Source organism: Variovorax sp. Soil_C_12 (assembly GCF_057657375.1).
The window spans coordinates 365,324-386,060 of sequence record NZ_JBDGIO010000007.1; the positions used below are offsets into that span (position 1 = coordinate 365,324).

A 20,737-nucleotide genomic window follows, 5' to 3' on the forward strand; every position below is an offset into this window, starting at 1 on the left:
CGCGTTCAGAAAATTGGGCACCTGCCAAGCCGATGGGGCATGCGCCTGTTGTGGTACTACTTTATCGAGCCAGTCAAAGACCTTATGCAACCCGTTTCCCAAGCGCCTTCGGGCTCATCACCCTCCCACGCAGGCGAAAAGCTGGTCGGATCTGGCGTCGACGTCAGGACGATCCTGAACTTTAAAGTCGCACCACGACTGGTTCACCACATGCTGCCGTCCGGTTGGGAGTTTGATTTGCCGGCGTCCGGCCCATCGGGCGACGCAAATCTGCGCGTGACCTTTGTCGACCAATTGCAGGCCAGCGTGCCGGGGGCCGACGCGCAAGAGCCGATCCGCTACGTACTGTTTTCGATACCGATGCGCCAGGCCGGCCCCGCGATGAGGACCACGCTGTTATTCACCGGCCTGTCCACCGGCGGCAAAGGACCTTATGAGGTCAATGCAAAAGCCGCTGCGCATGTTGAACGCAAGTCAGTTTCGAACATGGCTGGCACGCGCACCGAGAGCGCCACCTGGAAGTTTCGATCTGACGATGGCATATCCGCATCGCTGGACATCGAGTACCTGCCCGGTGCGGTACAGCGCGAGCAGGCTGAAGCCCGGACATATTCAGCCGCCAAACCCGGCTTCCACCGCATCTATCGATACGACCAATGCATCGATGTCATCACCGGCCCACAGCGCTCCGCGCGCTTGAAGGAGATCGATTTCCGCGCATCTGGCGGCGTGCTGTCTTCGCTGTTCGACGGCAACGAGCAGCTGATCAGCGTGACCTCGGTGCTTTGGTTCGCACGCCAAGTCTTCCTGCCAGTGACAAGTAACACATGACGAGATCGGACAAATGGCTGGCCATGGTCGTGCTGGCCCAAGCCCTGACGACGAGCCTGTATGCCCAACCTGCTTACCCCGCAGGTCCGATCACGATCGTGGTCCCGATGGCGGCAGGCGGCACTTCCGACATCATTGCGCGGGTACTGGCCAGGAGCATGCAAGACGGCCTGAAGCAGCCGGTGATCATTTCCAACAGGCCCGGCGCAACCGGGCTGGTCGGTTCGAAGGCGGTTCAAAGGTCCAAACCCGATGGCTATACCTTGTTGTTCACGGGTGTCAGCACGCTGGTAACCAGCGCGATGCTGCAAAACCCGGTGCCCTTCGACGCAGTCAAGGACTTCAGCCCCATTGCGCGCGCCGTGGACTACCCATTGTTCATCATGACGGGATCGGCAATCAGGGCCAGGAACCTGCAGCAATTGGTTGAAGAAGCAAAACAAAAAAGTGGTGGCCTGACGCAGGCAACACCGGGGGTCGGCTCGATCTCACACCTCGCCTGCGAAGCCTTCTCGTCGGCCGCCGGTGTCTCGCTGCGCGTGATTCCGTACAACAGCACCAGGGCGGCCAAGCAGGCTTTGCTGAGCAATGAAACCGACGTGGGCTGCATGTCGGAAGAAGGCGCCGCCGCATTCGTGGCCGATGGCAGGATCCGTCTGATCGCGGCGCTGTCGTCCAGCCGCAATGCCGGTTCTCCGAACGTGCCCACCGCCATCGAAGCGGGCTATCCGGGCCTGACCGCCAGTGTGTGGCAAGGTCTGTTTGCACCCAAGGGCACGCCAGACGATGTGATCAACAAGCTGCACCACAGTCTGCAGTCGGCATTGCGCACACCCGAGATGGTTGAACTCGCGCGGGCGCAATCGCTGCGCATCATCAACGAAGAATCTGCAGAAGCGGCATCCGGCGTGCGCGCAGACCAGGAGAAATGGGCCAGGGTCATCAAGGAAAAGAACATCGTTCTCAAGGATTGATGGTCCTGCCCGCCAACGCCAAAAAAAAGGAGTCGTAATTGAAAGCTGTCCAACTGTTTGAAACCGGTGGTCCTGAAGTTCTGAACTACGTTGACATTCCGACCCCCACCGCCGGCCCTGGCGAAGTGGTGGTCAAGTCGGAATCCATCGGCGTAGGCAACCCCGAGATATCCGTTCGCAAAGGCACGTATCCGTGGATGCCGCCCTTGCCGGCGGTGCCGGGCATCGAAATGGCTGGTCGCATCGCGGCCATCGGTGAGGGCGTGTCCAAGTGGGCCATCGGCGACAAGGTCTTCGTCACCGCGCGCGAATTGCCGGTGCGCGGCGGCTGTTATGCGGAGTTCGTCAAGGCCTCGGCCGATGCGGTCTACAAACTGCCCGAGGGCGTGGACCTGGACGCCGCGGCGTGCTTGTGCAACTACCAGGTGGCCTGGCACCTGCTGCGCAGCGCCGTGTCCGGCGCGGTTTACGACACGGTTCTGGTGTGGGCTGCCGCCGGTGGCGTTGGCACCGCAATCACGCAACTCGCCAAGCGTGCAGGCCGCACCGTCATTGGCATAGCCAACGGCAAGGCGCGCGCGGATTTCGTGCTGCAGCAAGGCGCCGACCACTGCATCGATCGGGGCCAGCATCGTGATCTCAACCAGGCCGTGTCCGACCTGACCGGCGGCAAAGGCGTCGACCTCATCCTCGATCCGGTGGGCGGAAACGACTTTCACCTCAACTTCGACCTGCTGGCGAACTTCGGCACGGTGGTGAGCTACGGAACCCTGGCCGGGCCCGTTGGTGACCTGAGTGTTCAGACAATGCGTAAACGCAGCGGCGCATCCATCGGATTACGCTTCTTCTCGATGCATAGTCTGGACAAGGCGCCCGCATTGCGGCGCGCGGCGATGGACGAACTGATTCCACTGCTCGAAGCGAGAAAGATCAGCCCGCCGATCTTCGAGCGCATACCGCTCAGCGAAGTGCGGCGCGCGCATGTGCTGTTCGAAAGTGGGATGGCTTCTGGAAAAATCCTGTTGAAGCCGGAATGATCCGCGGCACCTTTCAACTCCGAGCGGAGAGATTTCTTCAAGAAAGTCGCCAGGACTGCGGGCGGTGCCCACGTCCCAGGGCTGGGGCTTTCGGGGCTTCCGCTGCATGCGTAGGGCCGTCGCGAACTCTCCATCGGCGGCAAACGCATCCGGATCATCGACGTCCACGCGCACTGTGAAATGCCGCTCGGCGCGGTCGTCATGGGAACCCCGTACGAGGATCCGGTGAACCTCGACCCGAAGCTCGACGACCGGCTCGCCGCGATGGACAAGCCAGGACCTCGATACCCAGGCGCTCAGCAGCAACGGCTCCGGTGGTACGAGATCAAGGATCGCAGCCTTGCCCGCGCGGTGTGAACCGCGCAAAACGAAGGGCTCGCCGCCTGGGTCAATAGGCACCCGAACCGGTTCGTGGCGATCCGCCGCAAGTCCGGGAACTGCAGCGGCACGCACGCCAGCCAGATCATCTACGGCACGGACAACCCGTTCAACCGGCCTGTCAAGGTGGACTTGGTGCTGAACGCGCCGGTCCTCAACAACGCCGAAAAGGGACAGATCCTGAGCGGCAACTTGATGAAGCTGTTGAGGATTACGTCGTAAAGCGCAGGCTTGGGCGGAAAAGGCTCACGCTCCAGGCCACGAGTACTGCCCACGCGCTTGACGTTGCCGGTCCCGACTGGTTGGCCAAGTGCCATGGATGGTGATCACCAGCAGGAATCGCAAGGACGACACTGCAATCTGGTGTAACGCTCAGCTCTCCAACAGACTTTGGTCCTGCAATCCGCATCTGTTCCAAAATTCACGGACGAGACAAATATGCGTCGGGTTCTTAAAGTTCAATTTGGAAAAGCAGTCCTGTTGACCGCCATTGGTTTGGCACAGGCAATCGCATTTGCGCAGGCACCGCCGTCCGCACAGTCGCAGGAATCAAATGCGATACGCCGTGTCGTCACCAAACTCGACGAAAGCGGAAAAGCCGTGGTGATGTTCGACGACCAGCTCAAGCTGTCAAGACCGCGCCCCCCGAATTCCAACCTTGATCTCTGGGCGACGCAGACAGGTCCGGCAGATTTTTCGTGGACGGACGATAGGGCGAAACTGATCAAGGGATTCAGCCCGCCCAAGGGAGGCACTTCGCTGCGCGTTGTCGAATTCCCACCGGTAGCGCCTGGGGTCGACAAGCTCGATGTCAATATGATCATGAACATGGTCGGCGCGGACGCGCCGGCCAAAGGCCGTCCACCCAAGCATCCGTTCATGCACCGCACCCGCACGGTCGACTACGCCATCATTCTGTCGGGTGAGATTTCCATGATGCTCGACGAAACAGAGGTTCATCTGAAGGCCGGCGACTTCGTCGTCCAACAGGCGACCAATCACGCCTGGATCAACCGTGGCACGGTACCGTGCCGAATTGCATTTGTGCTGATGGATTCCGTGGAACCGTGATCGAAGCGGTGATCACCAACAGGAATCGCAAGGACGACACTGCTATCTGGTGTAGCGCTCTTGTCTCCGACAGACTCGTAGCCGACGACAGCACGGTACTCGGCCCCCGAGCCCTGTAGTCCGAAACGACGACGATCACTACGAAGAACTACTGGAGACCACATTGAAACGAATCGCATTTTCACTGTCCATGCGGATGGCTTGCCTGCCTGCATTTTCTCAATCATCCATCACCACCTACTCGACCATCAAGAACGAAGGGGCTGCCAGCTACGCGACCACTGGCTCGCCAGGCGGGGTTGCCGGGTGGTCCTCCAGCGGCCTGCAAATGGGCATCACTCACAGCTTCTAGACCCCTAATCACGAAGGAAAATCAGATGGCGATCAATCTTAAGATCAATGGCCGCACGGTACGCGTCGACGTGCCGTCGGACGTGCGCCTGCTCTGGGTGCTTCGCGAGGAGTTGAAGCTCACTGGAACCAAGTTCGGCTGCGGCGCGGGCATGTGCGGCGCATGCACGGTGCATCTCGACGGAGAGCGGATGTTCTCGTGTCAAGTGCCGATTTCGGAGGTCAAGGGCCGGGTGATCACGACGATCGAAGGCCTGTCCGCAGGCAAGCCCCACCCGCTGCAGGCGGCCTGGATCGAGGAGCAGGTTCCGCAGTGCGGCTACTGCCAGTCAGGGCAGATCATGAGCGCCGCGGCCCTGCTCGCGAAGACGCCCAAGCCGTCCCGGAGCGAGATCGTTGACCACATGAGCGCCCATATTTGTCGTTGTGGGACCTATCCCCAGGTCGTCCGGGCCATCGAGCGAGTGATCGAGAGAGGTGCGTGATGAGTGCCCAAATGCCTTTAGCCCATTGCGGCCTCCGTCGCCGTCAGTTCATGCAAGGCGCCGCGGGTTTGACCTTTGCGTCCATTGCCGACATTCCGGCGGCGTTGGCGGCAAGCCTCGAGCAGGATGCATTGAGCAAAACCGGCGTACCGGCCAAGACCATGAATGCCTACGTCAGCCTCGCTCGCGATGGGCGCGTCTTCATCCAGTCGCCGGCCGCGGAAATGGGACAGGGAAGCTTGACGTCGCTACCGGTGATGGTCGCCGAGGAGATGGACGCCGACTGGGAGCGAGTGGTCATCGTGCCAGCGCCGGCGAGCGACGCGATCTACGGCAACCCCCTGCGATTGCAGCTGCAATACACCGCGGGCTCGGCGGCCGTTTGGGGCTATTTCTTGCATCTGAGGAAATTCGGGGCACAGGTCCGACACGTCCTCCTCGACAACGTGGCCCGCCGCTGGGGCGTGCCGCTGTCCGAACTCAGAACGGAGCCAGGTTTCGTGCTGCTGCGCGACGGCAGCCGCCGCATCGGCTATGGCGATATCGTGGAGTTCCTCGAGCTGCCCACGACAGCGCCCCAGATCAAACCCGAACAACTGAAGTCGCCTTCCGCCTTCAGGCTGATCGGGCGCAAGGACGTCGGGCGGGTGGACGTACCGTCCAAGGTCAACGGAACCGCACAGTACAGCATCGACGTCCAGCTGCCAGGCATGCTATACGCTGCCGTGACGCGATCCCCGGTCGAGGGATCCGGCCCACTCGAGGTGGACGACAGGGCCGCCCGCAAGATGAAAGGCGTGGTTGATGTCGTGCGCCTGCCGTTCGGCGTCGGGGTGATCGCGGACAAGCCCTGGACGGCCACCAAGGCTCGCGATTCACTGAAGATCAAGTGGCGGCGCGAGGGTCGGGCCTGGGGGATCGACAGCGGCACCCAGATGGACGCGTACGCGAAGCAGGCGGCAGACCTGGCGACCGCAGGAAAGCCCTGGACCAAAGATCAGGCGGGCAACGCCATTGCCGCCTTGGCCAGTGCGGCCACGGTCCTTCAACGGGAGTACCGCTGCGACTACGCCTACCACGGGCAGATGGAACCGTTGAACGTGGTGGCTTCGGTGTCCGCCAACGGATCGAAATGCGAAGTCTGGGCGGGGACGCAGTCACAGACGATGGCGGTAACGGCAGTCGCCGAGGCCCTGGGCATTGCGCCGGAAGCCGTAACCCTGCACTCGATGCTCATGGGCGGGGCGTTCGGCCGACGCGGCAATCGCGACATGGAATTCGTGGTCGACGGCGTGCTCCTGTCCAAGGCCGTGAGCCGGCCCGTCAAGTGCATCTGGACCCGCGAAGACGATGTGAAGAACGGCCGCTTCCGGCCGATGTCGGTGCACGTACTGCGAGCGGGCTTGGATGACTCACGACGCCTGACCGCCTGGCACCACCGCATGGCGTGCGACGAGGTCATGCCCTTCATGGACCCTGTCCGCTACAAGCTGAACGGCGGCAACGACGCCATCGCCATCCTGGGCTCCGAACTGAAGACCTACGAGATCCCGAACCGGGGCGCGGAACACCTGGCGCAGAAGACAGGCGTACGCACCTCGCCCTTGCGCGGCGTCGGCTTCGGCCCCACCACGTTCGCCAACGAGGGGTTGCTGGACGAGGTGGCCGAGCACCTGAAGATGGATCCGGTGGCCCTGCGCCTTCAACTGCTTGCCAAGGCGCCCCGCGCCCGGGCGGTCATCGAGGATGTGGTGGCACGCTCGAAATACGGCACCGCCGGCGCACCGTCGGGCTTGGGGCTTGCCTACCTCAACTATGCCGGAACGGAGATTGCCCTGGTGGCCGAGGTGGCCGTCGATGCCGGCAACCGGATTGTCGTGAAGAACATCTGGGTAACGCTGGATTGCGGCATTCCCGTGCAGCCTGGCAATGTCGTCGCGCAAAGCACCGGCTCGATCGTCTATGGATTGGGCCTGGCACTGTCCGAGCGCATCACGCTGCAGGACGGCGTCGTTCAACAGTCCAACTTCTACGACTATCTTGTCCCGCGCATGCGCGACGTACCCCCCATTCATTGCAAGGTAATCGAGACGGACAACGCGCCGACCGGCGCCGGTCAGATGACGACCCCGCTCGTGGCGCCGGCCATCGCATCCGCCTTTCACAAGCTTACAGGGCGCCGGTTGCGGCACATGCCATTCACCCCCGAACGGGTGCTCGCGGCGTAGTGCTCGCGCGGCCGCTGAGGCACGCAACACCATGTGCTGGAGAAACTTCTGTAGACGCGCGGGCGCAATTGCCGATTACGCGAACTTGACGCGCGCGATGAGGCTGCTGTGGTCTTCGTGGCTGGTCGCTCGAAGAAGAACTCATGAACCGGGTTCATAAGGCCGTGCAGGTCCGCCTTCTCCACGCACGGCTGCGATCTCTAGCATTGCCGTTCGACAACCATCTCCTTCGTACCGACTTTCACTGCCGGTTCGATCCTGATGCCGGCGCTTCTCTGATCGTGGCAAGCGCCAGCCCTGCAATCTCGTTGATCAAAGGTCCCCTTTCCATGAAGCTTCCCCACGCGCTTGCAATCTTCTGCGTTGCCACGGCCTCCTGCAACCAGGTGCATGCCAGCGAATCCCTTGCGGCCAAGTACGCCTGCGTGGCCTGCCATCAAGCGACTCAAAAGACCGTTGGCCCGGCGTGGCTGGACATCGCCACGAAGTACGCAGACCGCAGCAAGACAGCCATCCAGCTCGCAGAGTCCATCAAGAAGGGCGGAAGTGGCAAATGGGGACCAGTCCCGATGCCAGCCCAAACAGCACTGAGCGACGCGGAGGCGCAGAGCCTCGCGCACTGGGTGCTTTCGCAGAAGAAATAAGGCCAGAAGCGGCGCTGCCTCCAGCCCGAGCGAGGGGCACTCTGCGTCCTTGAAGACCGCGTACAGCGCAGACCAGATCGGATGCAATGGAGGCAGCGATCTCGGTAGGCGTTCTCCCAAGCTGGCGCCAACCGCTCCATGCAAACGCTCGAGCTGTTCGGGGTCATCCCGAAAAAGAGCGAGGCGCTGTTTTCCGCGTTGCCGTGGTCCGCCATGACGGCTGTGCGGCTGTCCGATGGCGATTCGGCAAGGATGTCATCCGGCATTGCTCAGAGTAGCTGGCATCCTGCATGCGGTCAGGTGGAATGTCGCTATGCGTTTCGAATGTGGGTGATGTCCACGCTGCTGACAGGTTGGTTCATGCGCATGCGGATTCACGCGCGATAGCAAATGGCATCGACCACCACCGTCATCGCGCGCGAGGCTGCGCGCCGGCTCGGATAATAGGCATGGAATCCGGATTGCACCGCATTGCTAGGAAGGACGCGGGCTGACCGTTCGGGCTCGCCTAGGTATCGGAGAATGGTGGCCTCGCAATCTAATTCGTCCATCGACTTGTTCCGGAGAAGTTTCCGCAGACATACTGTTGAAAGGGGTTCGTGCAAGGTAAGCGCGCGCGGGACTGTGCGTCGCTCCAATTGATCGCCGTCCGCATTTGGTGCATCAGACGCACCGGATCGCTCAGCTCGAGATCCGCATTCGCGACAATGCGGGTTGCACCGCCTTTCGAGCACGGCGCAAAGAGCGCGAAGGTCGGCTGGCGAGCATGCGGGCAGCCGGACGATCTTGAGCTTTTCCCGGCGGGTCAATGCGCTCCATTGCTCCAGCCTCAACTTCAAATTGCAGATGTCTAGTTTGAAGCGAACGGCCAAGGGAATCCATTGAAGTCTTTGTACCTCGACCGGTTCGAAGAACAGGATTTGAACGGGCCTTCCGTCGCTTTGGCCGCTGACTGTCCGGCTGCGAGGGACAGAGTTGCGATTCACGAAAGGAGAATCTCGCCGACGTGGTTGCTTGACTTTAACGTCGCTGCAACTGCCTTGTGCCTACCGTCTGGGGTCCGAACTTCAATCGACCAGGGGAGGGTGGATCGAGAAAGTCCGTCGAACCGAAAGTCACCGAAGGTATCGGTTTGGGTCTTGTTCACGACACGTCCGTCTGTTGCAATCAAATGAACTGTCGCGTGGGGCGATGCATCTATGGCGCCGTGGCTATCCTCTACGACGGTGCCCGCAAGGAATACGCTTTGGACTCGATGTAGATTGCGATACAGCACTCGCGGGTTCGAGGCGAGCTCAGGCCTTAGCTCGACCAGGCCGTCGATGCGCTTCGCTGCGTTGAGGTGTGCATCGCTCCACTTCTTCACTTCGATTGCCCCGGTTGGGCAGGCTTGGCTCGCCCTGGTGTCGGTCCAACCTTGGTCGATCAGATGAGCATCGAAGTTCCAGTGCTGAGGGATTTGCTTCTCATCATTCCAGTGCACCGCGCCATACGGACAAGCATCCACGATGGCGCGAGCACCTCGAGCAAGCTCAGGGTCAATGACGACGATGCCGTCAGGCCTCTTTCGAACTGCGCCAGGAACAGGTTTCGCACAGGGAGGGTCCTCACAGTGCTGGCACATCTTTGCAAGATAGGCGACGTCGACCACTGGGAATGCTCCTCGCTCGTGGCATTCGATGTCGAGCCATTTATGGCCGTGTCTAGGCATCGACTCCGCGTAGCCTGGGAAGGCATTGTCGACGTGCTCGTCCATCGTCGCGAGCACGCAGTTGCAGCATCCATTGCATTTTGCGGTGTCGAAGATCAAGACCCACTTGTCCGTCATTGCGCTCATATGTTTGCCTCCTCCTCTTCTACGGCCTTGGCGACGTTCGCCTTAGTCATCTGCTTGTCTGGGTTAAACTCATCCCACGGCTCAACCTGCACCAGGCACGCGCTTGTTGCCATCGAGTGTGCCCGTGCAATCTGGGTTCGAGACGGCGTGAGTTGGTTCAGGGATCCTCCTCGATCCGGGCTTTCGCCGGGTTTTCCAATAGGGTCATAGCGCGCTGAAGACTCATATCCGTGGACGATCCCCGGCCGCAAGCGCGCGGTGGGTCTCGCTGCGCAAATCACCGCCCCCCGGTCATTGAACACACGTACGAGCATGTCCCGCTTGATACCGCGCGCAGCGGCGTCGGCGGTGTTCATCCGCAGAATGAGGTAGAAGAAGCCTTTGACCTCGACCCGGTGCTCCTGCAGATCGTTGATGAAGCTGTCTTTTCCGTCCCCCTGAGTATGGAAGCTGTAGCGCGGATGTGGCGTGATCATTTGAAGGGGATGCTGCTCCATTCCCGCGCTGCGATGGCCTTCCCAGGAGGGCACATACTTAAGAATTGGTGGTCGTTCCTCATCGTCTGGCGCAAAGCGTTTCAAGGTCTGGCATTCGAACTCGAATTTTCCGCTAGGCGTCTGCAAACCTTCTTGCCACTTCTCACGGTATTCGGACGGAAGGGGGTGCGGCTCAGGAACGTCCTTGGCACGGCCATCGTAGAACCATCGATAGGCCACAGTGGTTCGAAGCTCCTTCTTGGGTGCATTGATGACGTGATACCCTTTCTTCAGAAACTTGCGCCATGTCGTGACGTTCACCAGGTCGGAAGAATCGAAAACGCGCTTGACCCAATCGAGTTCGCTGTTCCCCTCGGAAAAGTACAGCCCGAGGCCTAAACGCTGGGCGAGCGCCAGGAAGATGTCATAGTCGGATTTCGATTCACCAAGCGGCTCGATACACTTGTGCTGGAGCGTCACGACGCGGTGATTGACCTGCGTCTGAAGGTGGGGCATGAAGCCTCCAGCGTTCGCCCACTCACTGATGTCCCATCGCTCCATGCTAGTGCACGCTGGGAGGATGACGTCGGCGAACTTGGCATCCCCTTCCATCCAGACGGACTGGTTGACGACGAACTCGAGGTTCTCGGATCGGTACATGTCGGCGTAGCGGTTGCTGTTAGGCATCGTGCTGAAGTTGCTACCGCCATACTTGTAGAACAGCTTGACTGGCGAGTGCCCCGGGGCTGGGTAGCGAGGACTGTTGAACTGTCCCTCGATCGAGCGCCCATCGCGCAACTGTCCCGAAACTGCCTCGCCCTGGATCGCTTCAGGAAGACGCAAACGTGGGATCGGCGGCCCGGTCACGGAGTTCATGGACACCAGATTTGGCATGCGCTGGTATACCGCGAGAGATGCCGCCGTGAAGTTCAGGTCACCCGACATGCCGCCCTCGCCATAGCCGGGGAACCAGAAGGTGTGGTCAACAGGGGTGCTCCACTGCATGTTGCCCAGGTTGACGCCAGGTCTGCCGAGGCCCTGCATGGCGATCAGGCAGACCATAGCCCGAGCCCATTGCTGTCCGGTGGGGCTGCGCCCGGCGCCTCCGAAGGCATTCCCCATACCTCCGGCGCCTAGGTAAGTCTTCTTGCTGCCCCATTCGCGCGCCAAGGCCCGCACCGTATGCGCGGGCACGCCGGTCTCATTGGTCTGCCACTCCGGCGTCTTAGGCGTCGCATCGTCCTTGCCCAGGATGTAGTCGCGCCAGACGTCGAAGCCGAATGTGCGTTTCTCGACAAAGTCCTTGTCGTAGAGGCCTTCGGTGATCCAGACGTAGGCGATCGAGAGAGCCATTGCCGCATCGGTGCCAGGGCGCGGGGCGATCCACTTGCCGCCGACGAAGGCGGCAGTGTGATTGAAGAAGGGATCGATGTGAACGACCGGAATTCCAAGCTCTTTCAGCCACGAGCGTCGGATCGTGCCCTCTTGCCCGCCGTACAGTCCGTTGGTCGCCTCCGGATCGCTGGACCAGAAGACCACCATCTCGGCTTCCTGCATGAGGTCCTCGACCGTCCCATACGGCTCTCCAACCCCGAGTCGAAGGGAATTTCCCCAGTGGTGCATTGCGCCCCAGTACCAGCCTTCCCAGCTGTCGGGGTTGTGGTGAATCTTCGTATGACCGATGGCATTCGCGAATCGGTTCATCGCGCTGATCCAATAGCCGATGTTCCCCCAAGTGTGGTGCGATGGATGGTTGAACGTGATCGCGCTGGCGCCGTAGTCCTTCTTTACTCTTCGAATTTCTCCCGACACGATATCTAGTGCCTCGTCCCAGGAGATGCGGACATATCCAGAGGTACCACGGTTGCCAGGGTTGCGTTCGCCCTGGGGATCGAAGTCCACACGTTTCAGCGGATAGAGGATGCGCTCGGATGAGTACACCATCGACTTCCAGTTCAGCGCATGGGGCGACACTGTAGCTTTACGAGGCGGCGTGAAGTCGCGGCCATGCGCGCGAATGGTCCATGACGATCCGTCCTCAGGCGTGAGGTCGATGGGCGTGACCCGCAGGATTCGACCGTCCTTCACATAGACGAAGCAAGGACCCCCGTTGGTCTGAGTCGTGTATCGGATGCTTCCGTCCGCTGCGGGCGTGCCGGCCTTCCAACCAAGTCGCTGGATGGAGTTGAGCAGCTGCATGAAGTGGAAGGTGTCTTCATCGGGCCCGGTGACCACGACCTGAAAGTTCTTGCCGGCATTGATGAACGCCAGCCAATCAGTCGGTGGCATCAGAAGTCGTGAAGCGAGCTCAGCGGTCTCGAACTCGATCTGAACCAGCGGAGCAGAAACCAGCTTTCGAGAGGTGATGATTCTTCCCTTCTCCAAGCGAAAGACCCTCCCTTGCCCCCCTTCCTTGATCCGGATCTGGGCAACGTAGGAGCGGGCGCCCGCCCATTTTCGGAAGCTGGCGTCCGTGCGGTTTGCGAGATGCATCGCGGCGGTCAAACCGACGAGGAGGGCCTGGAACTTCATGATGCGTTGGCTGGTTCGGTACGGGATTCGCTCGGCAAAGCGGCCGATTCAGTCAACAGAGATCTCGTTGACCTTGACGACTTCGCCCCAGCGCGCCAGTTCGGTCCTCATGTAGGAGGTAAACTGATCCGTGCTCATCGGGACGATGTCGTAGCCCTGACCTTTGAATCGGCTGACGATTTTTGGGGAGCTGAGCGCGTCAACAAAGTCCTTGTTAAGCCGTTGAACAGTCTCCTTGGGCAAGCCGTTGCGCGCGACGATTCCGAACCAGACGTTCATCGCGAGATCTGGTACGCCAGCTTCCTTCACTGTTGGCACGTTCGGCAAGAGTTCCGATCGGTTGTCAGATGTGATGACCAGCGCCTTAAGGCGTCCGTCCTTGACGTGCTGAATGCCTGCTGGAAGCCCGTCGAATAGCATGGAAACCTGATTCGATAAGAGGTCCTGCATTGCTGGCCCGGATCCGCGGTACGGCACGTGTTCCATGTCTGCCTGAAAGTGGCGCTTCAACATGGCGCCGAGTAGATGGCCTGCAGCTCCTGCACCCTGCGACGCGTATGTCAGGCCCTTGGCCTTGCTTTGTGCGATGAGTTCCTTCAAGGAAGTTGCAGGGTTGTTGGCGTTCACGTAGAGCACCATGGGAAACGAAAGTAGGGTGGTGACAGGCTGAAAGTCGGCGATTGGGTTGTAGGTGAGCTTTTTGTACAGGACCGCGTTGCTTCCCAGTACTGCCCAATCGCCGATCAACAGGCTAATGCTGTCGCCGCGCGCTTGCTTCGTTGCTGATGCAGCCAGTTGACCGCCCGCGCCTGGCTTGTTGTCAACGATGACGCTCTGACCGCTGCGCTCAGTGACGACCTCGCCAAGGACGCGGGCCATCAGGTCCGTCGGTCCCCCGGGGGCGAACGGCACGTAGATGGTGATGACACCCGTCTTGAAGGTGTCTTGTGGAAATGCCGTTCCGCCCGCAAGGGCGCCAGCAGCCAGTACAAACAGATTTCTGCGCTTCATTCTTGTCTCCTGTAGTTTCTCGAGGTGGCCCTTGGCCAGGCAGCGGCAATAGCCGAATTGGGGTTCTAGGACAGCGCCTCATCGACAACGGGGTTGCGCAGCACTCCGATTCCCGAAATCTCGACTTCGACCTCAACGCCTGCATGAAGCCAAAGCGGCGGCGTGTGAAGTGCACCGACGCCGCCTGGCGTGCCGGTGATGATCACGTCTCCAGGGTTCAGGTTGGTGAAGGTCGAGCAATAGGCGATCAGAGCGGGGACGTTGAAGATCATGTGCGAAACGCTCTCGCGCTGGACCTCGGTGCCGTTGTGGCGCGTCACTACCTCCAGGGAAGCCGGATCCGGCAACTCGTCGCTGGTAACGAGCCAGGGGCCAAAGCCGCCGCTCAAGGGAAAGTTCTTTCCCGCAATGAACTGCGTCGTGTGCTTCTGCCAGTCACGCACGCTGCCGTCGTTGTAGCAGGCGTACCCTGCGACGTGGGCGAGGGCGTCTTCCAGTCTGATGTGCCTTCCCGGCGCTCCGATGACTACAGCGAGTGCGCCCTGGTAGTCGAACTTTGCAGAGACCCGCGGACGGACCATCGCTTGACCAGAGCCGACTTGAGAATCGGCAAAGCGGGCGAAGATGAAGGGATGCTCGGGTACCGGCTTCCCGGTCTCTTCGATGTGACTCAGGTAGTTATAGCCAACGCCAAAGATCTTGTCGGGATTGGGGATCGTCGGAAGAAGTTTGACGTCGGCAAGCGCCAGACGGGGGGCGTCAGATGCGGCCGCTCGCGCCGTGTCTACGCCTGCACGGAGCAACGACTTAAGGTCTGGGTAGGACGAGCGAAGCACGAACCCGATGTCGTTCAGAGTCGGACCTTCGACGATGCCGTAGCTCGCTTGGCCGTCATGTATGTAGCTGGCGATTTTCATGGGCGAATCCTTGTAGTGATGATTGAGTTGCAAGGTCGCTACCGCGCCTGCCCCTTCGGATTTGGCAAGCGGTGATTGCCTGGCAACACTTGCACAGGTGAACGAACGCCGTCGTCTGCCGCCTTCAGCCTCATGCGCAGCGCCGCTTCGCGGCCCTCGGGGGGCAGCCATGAACGCTCATGACCCCAAATGCTGGGGCCTTCGACCAGTTCGCGTGTCTTCCAGGTGCTCTCTTCCAGGTTCAGTCCTCCCCATCCGTACTCCAAGAGGAAGTTCGAAGGCGTGTTCACGTAGAAAGACGTGATCAGGTCGTTCGAGTGCCGACCGAGTGTTACGGAGAGACGACCGGGTTCGAGCAGTGCACGGTCATAGGCCTGGCCAACATCATCAAGCTGGAACGTCTCGAGCATCAGGTGGTGCACCCCGTTCACGCCGGTCCCGACAAGCGCAAAGCTGTGGTGCCTCGCGTTGATGTGGAAGAAGTGAACGGGAAACGGATTTACCACCCAGTCAGAGAGGCGAAACTGGAGCACATCGCGATAGAACGTGATCATGGGCTCGATGTTTCCGACTGTCAGTGCGATATGGCCCAGCCCAAGATCCCCGGTTACGAATCCGGAAATCGCCCGTCCTGGCAAGAACGGGGTGTCCGCATCCAGGGCACCCCAGTAGGCCTCCAGTCGGTTGCCTTCTGGATCGCTGAAGCTGATTACGGCAGTGACACCGCGCAGCCTGGCGAGTTCGGAAGGCTCTCGCTTCCACTCGATGCCTTTTGCCTCCAACGCGTGGCAGAGTTGATCCAAGGCAGAGGAGTCGGCAACTTCCCAACCAAGGAAGGCCACGCCCCCTTGCTCGCCTGGGACCACGGTCAGCCTCTGGACGCGCTCGTCCATTCGAAATGTCGCGTAGTCGTCAGCGCAGTCTGTAACCTGAAGTCCAAGCAGCCTTGTGCCGAGGTCCACCCAATCGCTGGGATGGGGCGCCCTGATCCCAACATATCCAAGAGCCTTGATCATGGTGGTCAACTCAAGTCGGCTGCGCTGGCGACAGCGCTCCGAACGCGGCATTCCAGGTGGGAGAAAGAACGATCTCGTTGACGCAGGCACGCCCAGGCATGCTGACGACGAACAAGACCGCTGCGGCGACGTCTTCCGGTTTAAGCATGCGTTCCAAAGTAGCCTCCGGTACTGGCGGGATGCGCCTTGCCATGGCAGGGGTGGCCACCTCTCCAGGAGAGATGGCGCACGCCCTGATCTGGTTTGCGTACTCCGACATGTTGAGACTGGCCGTCAAGGCGACCAATGCGGTCTTCGCCGCCGTGTATGCAGGTCCGGGTTTCGCACTTGCGAATTTTCCAGCCCATGAAGCGATGTTGACGACAAGCCCACCGCCGTTCTGACGCATGCCGGGGATCACCGCATCAATGCAGTAGTAGACCCCGTTGAGGTTGACTCGCACCAACCGGTCGAAGTCCTCGACCGTCACGCTGCCCCATGCTCGGGTTGCAACATTGAGTCCGGCGTTGGCCACCAGAACGTCGATCCGACCGTGCCGCTCCTGAATAAGACGAACTGCCTGTTGCACTTGGTCAGCATCGCAGACGTCGAGGGGGACGGCATCCGCCTGGCCACCGGCGGAGCGAATCTCCGAGGCGACCGTCTCGAGAGCCTCCAAACCTCTTGCCGACAGAATGACCGCATGACCCTGTGCCGCCAACTGTCTTGCGACCGTGGCTCCGATGCCGCTCGAGGCGCCGGTGATCCAGCAGATTTTTGCCCTTTCGGTCACAGGCCCACCCCTTGGAATTGGCGACCGGTAGGTTCCTTGCCTTCGAAGAGGGAGATCGGCGGATACGCATCGGCGTCGATCGAGACGTCGATCACCGCCATCGTGCCGCTTGCAATCGCCCGCTGCAGCGCAGGCTTCAGTTCTTCGTCCACACGCACAGATTCGGCGTGGCAACCGCAAGCACGGGCGACGGCGGCGTGGTCGACGGGGTCGAAAGTGCAAGCGTCGGAGTGAACGCCGTAGTGGAGGTGCTCGGCGTGCAACTCGTAGCCTAGGATGCCGTTGTTCAGCACCATCAGGACAACCGGCAGGTTCATCCGTCGAGCGGTTTCCAGTTCTGACCAGCAGTGGCCGAATCCACCGTCCCCTTCAAGCACAAAGACGCGGCTCTTCGGCTTTGCGGCCTTCGCGCCGAGCGCCATCGGGAAACCCCAACCCAAGCCTGCGAGACCTCGCGGTGTGATGAAACGGGATCCTGCGCGTCTCGATGTGAGAAATGTGTTGACCCAGTTAGTGGAGTAGCTTGCATCAGCTACGACGATGTCGTCGGGTTCAAGCAGCGCGTCCAGGGCAAGCATCAGCCTCTCTGGACGCAGGGCTCCTTCGCGACCTTTCGAAATCGCCTTGCGCTCTGATGTAGCCTTTTCGCGCGCTCTTTCAATCAGGGTTTTAAGCTCCACGGCACGCGCGTGATGGGCCGAAAGATCCAGGCGGGCCATGGCCGCCGCCAAGAGCGGTAGCGTGGCCGCAGCATCGCCCGCCAAGCGTACCGAGTCGTAGTTTCGCCCGATCTCTTGCGCGTCAATGTCCAGGTGGACCATACGCGCGGAGGATGGGAACAACTTCCAGGTGTCCGTACCATTCTGGTTCGTACGAGTTCCAATGAGAAGCACGACATCCGCTTCCGCTGCGAGCGCTCGAAGATGACCAGACACAGTGCCCGGTCCCATGCAATTGCCGAAAACTCCGGCTGAAAGCGGCGAAGTCTCGTCGACGGCGCCCTTGCCCATGTTTGTTGTTGCGACGGGGAAACCCGTTGCTTCGCTGAAGGCCACCAGTTGCGCAGAGGCATGCGACAGGTGTACGCCGCCGCCCGCCAAGATGAGGGGACGCTTCGCTTCGGCCAGAACTTTGGCCGCGGCTTCGATGAACTCGGGCGCGGGTACTGGCCTATCGAGGGGGAACGCACCGCACGAACTGTGTCGCGTCGGCGAACTCTGTGCCGAAGCCCGGAACAAGTCCATCGGAACGATCAGAACGGCGGGGCCGGCCCGTCCGCTCGAAGCAGCCGTAAATGCCATGTCGACGTAGTCGTCTATCCGCGACGGGTCTTCGACGCGCCGCACCCACTTCGAACAGGAATCGAACAGCTTAACGTGATCAAGTTCCTGAAATGCATTTCGATCCGTCATGCTGCGCGGCACGTCTTGCACGATCGCCACCAGCGGGATGGACGCCTTCAACGCTTCAGACAAGGGCGCCACGAGCAACGTAGCTGCGGGTCCGTTCTGCGCTGCCACAACGCCGACTTTTCCTGAGACCCGGGCGTATCCGTCGGCCATTGCGCCGCCTGCGTTTTCTGTCCGGTAGCCGATTTGACGAATCCCGTAGAGGTGCGAGACCACAAACAGTGCGGCAGGAATGCTTTGTCCGAAGACTTCGGTCACGCCGTGTCGACGCAGGGCTGCTGCCATCACGTGGGCAACTGTGGATTTGTCTGGTGTGACAGGGGGCTGTGCGCCGGCGGGGGACAGTGTCTCTCGGATCATGCTGGTCGTCTCCATGGAAAGGCAATCGATAGGGCAGCGACAAGTTTTCTAGTCGAGCCCAGTCTACTAAAATGTTAGTTGAGGCGGGATAGGTGGATTATCCGAATGCGACATAGCGGCTATTCTCCAATGGAGATTCTTGGAGAGGGCTCGGACGAGCTGGCGTTTTGGTTGGATAGTGAAATGTTAGATGGGCGAATCCGTCCATCTTGCGGCCGGCCGCGTCCGACCGAGGCGCCAGAGTCCCGGGCGAAAAGCTCTGAGGCGTGTTCGGCGTCAGTGAACAATCACGACGTTAGTGAAGCCACCAGTACGCTGTTCGACCGCGGTGATCGCCTCATTGACTTGGTCGAGTCTGAACACCTCATGCTCGAATACGCCCAGGTCTAAGGTGCCGGCATGGGCCATCGCGGCCATGTCCTCGCCCTCAGCGGGCGTGAACCAGTTGGAGCCGATAAGCGACTTCTGCAGGCACATAAGGGGGAACGGATCCAGGGGAATCTTGTCCGCGACACCGCTTACATTGACTGCCTTGCCCCCGCGCTTTAGCGCGTTGAATGAATCGACTACGGTTTCCACTGGTGCGTTAGGCCCGAGTGTTTCGATCAGCGTGTCGACGCCAAAACCCGAGGTTGCTTCCATGACACTGTCGGAGGTGGGACGTCCGCCGAGCGCGATTGGGACGATGCGCTTGGCATCAAGTTTGCACAGTTTGTCGAGGAGGGTGGTATTGCGGCCGGTTGCGAACACCTTGGATGCGCCCATGGCAAGCGAAAGAATGACGGCACCCAGGCCAAGCGTGCCTGTGGCGCCGTCGATCAGCACAGTCTGGCCTGGAGAAAATTGCGCCTTCCTGAGTGCTGAGTAAGCCGTGCCAAGGTATCCAAACCTCGCCGCTTGCTCGAACGTGACCGAGGCCGGAAGCTTCACGAGATTGGCAACTGGCGCCAAGACGTACTGGCCAAAGCCGCCGTACGGATAGTCTTCGTAGAGATGTTGGGCGCCCGGGCCAAACCCGAAGTAGCCCATGAAGGTGTAGTCCGAGCAATGGATTTGGTCGCCCCTGCGACATGCGGTGCAAGTGCCGCATGAGAGACCCGGGTTCACATAGACCCGGTCGCCAACGCTGATCCCCGATCGAACTTGGCTGCCGACCTGGGAGACCACGCCTGCGGAATCAAGTCCGTAGATCGCGGGTAGTTTGGGAAGCGGCAGGAACGGAAACCAGTCTGGCCAATGGGTCACGACATTGCGAAGGTTCGGCACTACTCCAGCCGCCTTCACTTCGACCAATACATCGGTTGGCCTCACTTCGGGAACGTCGATCGTGTCGATTTGGAAGGGTCCGCCGACTTTATGAAGCCGCGCAGCGCGCATTTGCCGAGTCATGTTGTCTCCTTGAGGGTTGAGCGCTACGAGTAAATCCCGTCGGATCGCACCGGGCCCTTGCGCAAGATTCGCGAGTTGCGTTCGCGACTAACATATTAGATGTAGCGTCGTTTGGTGTAGGAATGCGTGTTTACCCTGAAAATGACTGCCATTGTCGCTGACCCTATGGTCGACTTAAATGTTAGATGGCAGAATGTCAGAAGAATCGGAGCAGGCATCCGCGCCTCGGCGAAGCGATACTTCGTCCAGCGCGCGCTGCTCATTCCGCGATCTATGAACTCGGCAACTGTTATTTCGAACATGGAACTGTTCACTGCTCCGCTCGCCGCGAACCCTGCCTCGTCGCCACGCGACGTGAATACACGCGGGCGACTCACTGACGCCGCCTACGAGTTCATGAAGGAGCGCTTGCTGGAAGGACGGTATTCGCCGGGCGAGCGGATCGCACCGGAGTCGGTCATGGACGCTATTGCCGCGAGCCGTCAGCCGGTCATGGATGCCATGCGCCGGCTTTCCGTCGAGGGATTCGTCGACGTAGTGCCCCAGGTTGGATGCCTCGTGGTTCAGCCAGATCGCCGCGAGATTGGCGACTTTCTACGCATGCTCGCCTCGATCGAAGGAACATGCGCCGAACTGGCCGCTGAGCGGGCCACTGACGCCGAGTTGGAAGAGCTCCAGCTGAAGGTAAGGGAGTTCACCGCGCATCTCAGCACCGACCAGTCGAGCGATTCGCTCGCGCACGCTTTCAGGTTGCACAACCGTGATTTCCACCATCACCTGCATTCGATTGCCCACTCGGACATGGTCGCAGGCCTGACGGCTAGTCTGAGCGATCGAGCGGACTTCTATATCGCGACCGCCATAGGCACAAGACCCTTCGGCATGCGTTTCTGGGAGGCCGTTGAGGAACATCGACGAATCGCAGAGGTGCTCACTTGGCGGGATGGTCCGACAGCAAGGCGTGTTATTGAGTCCCATGTCATGTCGTTCATAGACACGCTCCACGGTTGACAAGGTGA

General features: G+C 60.5%; 21 protein-coding genes. 12 read left to right on the plus strand and 9 right to left on the minus strand.

The window, feature by feature from the left end; translation table 11 throughout:
* Positions 1-39 precede the first annotated feature (39 nt).
* The 11 genes from AC3A6X_RS21135 to AC3A6X_RS21185 all read left to right on the plus strand — a co-directional run bounded on the left by AC3A6X_RS21135 (position 40) and on the right by AC3A6X_RS21185 (position 8,386).
* Positions 40-831, plus strand: a complete 792-nt coding sequence (locus AC3A6X_RS21135; protein WP_487844029.1) for a hypothetical protein — start codon at positions 40-42, stop codon at positions 829-831.
* Positions 828-1,805, plus strand: a complete 978-nt coding sequence (locus tag AC3A6X_RS21140) for a Bug family tripartite tricarboxylate transporter substrate binding protein (RefSeq protein WP_487844030.1) — start codon at positions 828-830, stop codon at positions 1,803-1,805. The genes AC3A6X_RS21135 and AC3A6X_RS21140 overlap by 4 nt, the downstream gene beginning before the upstream one ends.
* A 38-nt stretch (positions 1,806-1,843) precedes the next feature.
* Entirely contained in the window at positions 1,844-2,842 is a 999-nt protein-coding gene (locus AC3A6X_RS21145; RefSeq protein WP_487844031.1) for a quinone oxidoreductase family protein, read from the plus strand.
* Positions 2,843-3,022: 180 nt separating this feature from the next.
* Positions 3,023-3,199, plus strand: a complete 177-nt coding sequence (locus AC3A6X_RS21150; protein WP_487844032.1) for a hypothetical protein — start codon at positions 3,023-3,025, stop codon at positions 3,197-3,199.
* 54 nt (positions 3,200-3,253) lie between these two features.
* Positions 3,254-3,442 (plus strand): hypothetical protein, encoded by a 189-nt coding sequence (locus AC3A6X_RS21155; RefSeq protein ID WP_487844033.1) that lies wholly within the window; start codon positions 3,254-3,256, stop codon positions 3,440-3,442.
* Positions 3,443-3,658: 216 nt separating this feature from the next.
* A complete protein-coding gene (locus tag AC3A6X_RS21160) occupies positions 3,659-4,291 on the plus strand; it encodes a cupin domain-containing protein (RefSeq protein ID WP_487844034.1) in 633 nt (210 codons plus the stop codon).
* A 163-nt stretch (positions 4,292-4,454) separates the two neighbouring features.
* A complete protein-coding gene (locus AC3A6X_RS21165) occupies positions 4,455-4,643 on the plus strand; it encodes a hypothetical protein (protein ID WP_487844035.1) in 189 nt (62 codons plus the stop codon).
* A 25-nt stretch (positions 4,644-4,668) separates the two neighbouring features.
* The gene (locus AC3A6X_RS21170) at positions 4,669-5,127 is read left to right on the plus strand and encodes a (2Fe-2S)-binding protein (RefSeq protein WP_487844036.1); all 459 of its coding nucleotides are present in this window, start codon (positions 4,669-4,671) and stop codon (positions 5,125-5,127) included.
* A gap of 11 nt (positions 5,128-5,138) precedes the next feature.
* Complete coding sequence (locus AC3A6X_RS21175) at positions 5,139-7,355, plus strand: xanthine dehydrogenase family protein molybdopterin-binding subunit (protein WP_487844037.1); 2,217 nt, start codon at positions 5,139-5,141, stop codon at positions 7,353-7,355.
* A gap of 143 nt (positions 7,356-7,498) precedes the next feature.
* Positions 7,499-7,999, plus strand: a complete 501-nt coding sequence (locus AC3A6X_RS21180; protein ID WP_487844038.1) for a c-type cytochrome — start codon at positions 7,499-7,501, stop codon at positions 7,997-7,999.
* 138 nt (positions 8,000-8,137) lie between these two features.
* Entirely contained in the window at positions 8,138-8,386 is a 249-nt protein-coding gene (locus AC3A6X_RS21185) for a hypothetical protein (RefSeq protein WP_487844039.1), read from the plus strand.
* Here the strand turns inward: AC3A6X_RS21185 and AC3A6X_RS21190 are convergent.
* The 9 genes from AC3A6X_RS21190 to AC3A6X_RS21230 all read right to left on the minus strand — a co-directional run bounded on the left by AC3A6X_RS21190 (position 8,374) and on the right by AC3A6X_RS21230 (position 19,718).
* On the minus strand, positions 8,374-8,985 hold the full coding sequence (locus AC3A6X_RS21190; protein ID WP_487844040.1) for a nitrate reductase associated protein: 612 nt from the start codon (positions 8,983-8,985) through the stop codon (positions 8,374-8,376). The genes AC3A6X_RS21185 and AC3A6X_RS21190 overlap by 13 nt on opposite strands.
* Entirely contained in the window at positions 8,982-9,836 is an 855-nt protein-coding gene (locus AC3A6X_RS21195) for a 4Fe-4S dicluster domain-containing protein (protein ID WP_487844041.1), read from the minus strand. Before AC3A6X_RS21195 ends, AC3A6X_RS21190 begins: the two co-directional genes overlap by 4 nt.
* Complete coding sequence (locus tag AC3A6X_RS21200; RefSeq protein ID WP_487844042.1) at positions 9,833-12,844, minus strand: molybdopterin-dependent oxidoreductase; 3,012 nt, start codon at positions 12,842-12,844, stop codon at positions 9,833-9,835. Before AC3A6X_RS21200 ends, AC3A6X_RS21195 begins: the two co-directional genes overlap by 4 nt.
* 48 nt (positions 12,845-12,892) lie before the next feature.
* Positions 12,893-13,855 (minus strand): Bug family tripartite tricarboxylate transporter substrate binding protein, encoded by a 963-nt coding sequence (locus tag AC3A6X_RS21205; RefSeq protein WP_487844043.1) that lies wholly within the window; start codon positions 13,853-13,855, stop codon positions 12,893-12,895.
* 65 nt (positions 13,856-13,920) lie between these two features.
* Positions 13,921-14,772: a fumarylacetoacetate hydrolase family protein gene (locus AC3A6X_RS21210; RefSeq protein ID WP_487844044.1), complete on the minus strand. Its 852-nt coding sequence runs from the start codon at positions 14,770-14,772 to the stop codon at positions 13,921-13,923.
* A gap of 38 nt (positions 14,773-14,810) precedes the next feature.
* Positions 14,811-15,788, minus strand: coding sequence for a VOC family protein (locus AC3A6X_RS21215; protein WP_487844091.1), 978 nt, complete (start codon positions 15,786-15,788; stop codon positions 14,811-14,813).
* A gap of 10 nt (positions 15,789-15,798) precedes the next feature.
* Positions 15,799-16,560 carry an SDR family oxidoreductase gene (locus tag AC3A6X_RS21220; RefSeq protein ID WP_487844045.1) on the minus strand — a complete coding sequence of 254 codons (762 nt, stop codon included), beginning with the start codon at positions 16,558-16,560 and terminating at the stop codon, positions 15,799-15,801.
* Entirely contained in the window at positions 16,557-18,344 is a 1,788-nt protein-coding gene (locus AC3A6X_RS21225; protein ID WP_487844046.1) for an acetolactate synthase catalytic subunit, read from the minus strand. The genes AC3A6X_RS21220 and AC3A6X_RS21225 overlap by 4 nt, the downstream gene beginning before the upstream one ends.
* A gap of 261 nt (positions 18,345-18,605) precedes the next feature.
* Complete coding sequence (locus AC3A6X_RS21230) at positions 18,606-19,718, minus strand: alcohol dehydrogenase catalytic domain-containing protein (protein ID WP_487844047.1); 1,113 nt, start codon at positions 19,716-19,718, stop codon at positions 18,606-18,608.
* Positions 19,719-19,844: 126 nt separating this feature from the next.
* Between AC3A6X_RS21230 and AC3A6X_RS21235 the strand changes: the two genes are divergently transcribed.
* Positions 19,845-20,729: a GntR family transcriptional regulator gene (locus AC3A6X_RS21235; RefSeq protein ID WP_487844048.1), complete on the plus strand. Its 885-nt coding sequence runs from the start codon at positions 19,845-19,847 to the stop codon at positions 20,727-20,729.
* The last annotated feature ends 8 nt before the right edge of the window (positions 20,730-20,737 follow it).

What these genes read in the sequence shown, in the direction of transcription:
- AC3A6X_RS21135 (WP_487844029.1), top strand. Translation starts at nt 40, where the DNA reads ATGCGCCTGTTGTGGTACTACTTTATCGAGCCAGTCAAAGACCTTATG.
- AC3A6X_RS21140 (WP_487844030.1), top strand. Translation starts at nt 828, where the DNA reads ATGACGAGATCGGACAAATGGCTGGCCATGGTCGTGCTGGCCCAAGCC.
- AC3A6X_RS21150 (WP_487844032.1), top strand. Translation starts at nt 3,023, where the DNA reads ATGCCGCTCGGCGCGGTCGTCATGGGAACCCCGTACGAGGATCCGGTG.
- AC3A6X_RS21160 (WP_487844034.1), top strand. Translation starts at nt 3,659, where the DNA reads ATGCGTCGGGTTCTTAAAGTTCAATTTGGAAAAGCAGTCCTGTTGACC.
- AC3A6X_RS21170 (WP_487844036.1), top strand. Translation starts at nt 4,669, where the DNA reads ATGGCGATCAATCTTAAGATCAATGGCCGCACGGTACGCGTCGACGTG.
- AC3A6X_RS21175 (WP_487844037.1), top strand. Translation starts at nt 5,139, where the DNA reads ATGCCTTTAGCCCATTGCGGCCTCCGTCGCCGTCAGTTCATGCAAGGC.
- AC3A6X_RS21180 (WP_487844038.1), top strand. Translation starts at nt 7,499, where the DNA reads ATGAACCGGGTTCATAAGGCCGTGCAGGTCCGCCTTCTCCACGCACGG.
- AC3A6X_RS21185 (WP_487844039.1), top strand. Translation starts at nt 8,138, where the DNA reads ATGCAAACGCTCGAGCTGTTCGGGGTCATCCCGAAAAAGAGCGAGGCG.
- AC3A6X_RS21195 (WP_487844041.1), bottom strand. Translation starts at nt 9,836, where the DNA reads ATGAGCGCAATGACGGACAAGTGGGTCTTGATCTTCGACACCGCAAAA.
- AC3A6X_RS21200 (WP_487844042.1), bottom strand. Translation starts at nt 12,844, where the DNA reads ATGAAGTTCCAGGCCCTCCTCGTCGGTTTGACCGCCGCGATGCATCTC.
- AC3A6X_RS21205 (WP_487844043.1), bottom strand. Translation starts at nt 13,855, where the DNA reads ATGAAGCGCAGAAATCTGTTTGTACTGGCTGCTGGCGCCCTTGCGGGC.
- AC3A6X_RS21210 (WP_487844044.1), bottom strand. Translation starts at nt 14,772, where the DNA reads ATGAAAATCGCCAGCTACATACATGACGGCCAAGCGAGCTACGGCATC.
- AC3A6X_RS21215 (WP_487844091.1), bottom strand. Translation starts at nt 15,788, where the DNA reads ATGATCAAGGCTCTTGGATATGTTGGGATCAGGGCGCCCCATCCCAGC.
- AC3A6X_RS21225 (WP_487844046.1), bottom strand. Translation starts at nt 18,344, where the DNA reads ATGGAGACGACCAGCATGATCCGAGAGACACTGTCCCCCGCCGGCGCA.
- AC3A6X_RS21230 (WP_487844047.1), bottom strand. Translation starts at nt 19,718, where the DNA reads ATGACTCGGCAAATGCGCGCTGCGCGGCTTCATAAAGTCGGCGGACCC.